1 protein-coding gene is annotated in these 1,154 nt (G+C 44.4%); it reads right to left on the bottom strand.

Annotation, left to right across the window (positions count from 1 at the left end; genetic code table 11):
- Positions 1–94: 94 nt before the first annotated feature.
- Positions 95–970, bottom strand: coding sequence for an NYN domain-containing protein (locus AC5I6P_RS12515; protein WP_495694095.1), 876 nt, complete (start codon positions 968–970; stop codon positions 95–97).
- Positions 971–1,154 lie beyond the last annotated feature (184 nt).

Genomic DNA, 1,154 nt, shown 5'->3' with positions numbered 1-1,154 from the left:
CGGTTTAGGTTTAGCGTATTCAGCCCAACTTCACACAATTATCAACACAACCTAGAAACATCTGGCTCAAGTTTGCATGAATATCAAATGGCTTCTACGCGCTAAGAGCCTTGCTAATACTGCTTTTCTGCTTGTTTCTTACGAATACCGTTTTATCTTTTCGTTGAATCTCAAATAAGTCAATTGCTTTAAGTAAATCGCTTAGCTTAGCGTATCCATAGTCACGTAGATTAAACGAGGCTAGATTGGACAGGTGGCTCCCGATCTGAGCAAGTTTCGACCAGCCAGTGTCATCTTGAGTGTCAGCGACAGCACTTTTGAGCAGCGCAACCAATTTGGTGTCTTGTCTCAACTCCTTTGTAGATTTCCTCGCCCCTGCGGATTGCTTTGCAGTATTTTTTGTGGCTGATGCCTTGCACTGTTTCAATTCTTTCGTAGACTTCTTGGACTCGTTGGCAGGTGTAGACTTCTTCAACTCGCTGGTAGGTTTCTTTGCATCCGCAAGGTTCTCAGAAGGCTTAGATTCTCTGGCTTGGCTGAGCTTCTCCAAGTACAAAAATGTAGAACAAGCAGAGACAAAGGGGAGAGGGGTTTTCGCTTCACCAAATCCATACACTTTTAAGCCGTTGGTCAAAATACGCATTACCAATGGAGTGAAGTCACAATCACTAGACACTATTGCAAAGGCATCTAGATGCTGCGTATACAGCAAATCCATAGCGTCAATAATCATTGCTGCATCAGTCGCATTCTTTCCTTTTGTATAGTCAAACTGTTGCACAGGGCGAATAGCACACTCATGCAAACAGTCCTCCCAAGACTTCATTGCAGGCCTCTTCCAATTCCCGTAAGCCTTACGAATGTTCGCAACTCCGTATTTTGCGATTTCAGACAAAATGGCTGAGACTTTTGAAGCGGGAGCATTGTCTGCATCAATTAGGAGAGCAATTTTCAATTCCGATTGCTGCATACTCGACTAAGGGTTGACATCTACCTTGTCATTTAACCCATAAAGTAGCAGAAACCTATCGCCCTACTTGGGAAATGGCATGCTTTGCGTTGTGACCACAGACTAACCTTTATCCTGCGATCGAGGACGATAGATTCTCTTCTTGAGCGCCTTCACCCGGTAGCTCTAAACAGTAGCCTGCACC

It is taken from the genome of Myxacorys sp., assembly GCF_059501405.1.
Note: the sequence above shows the minus strand (reverse complement) of the source record. Positions and strands in the feature narration are given on the sequence as shown.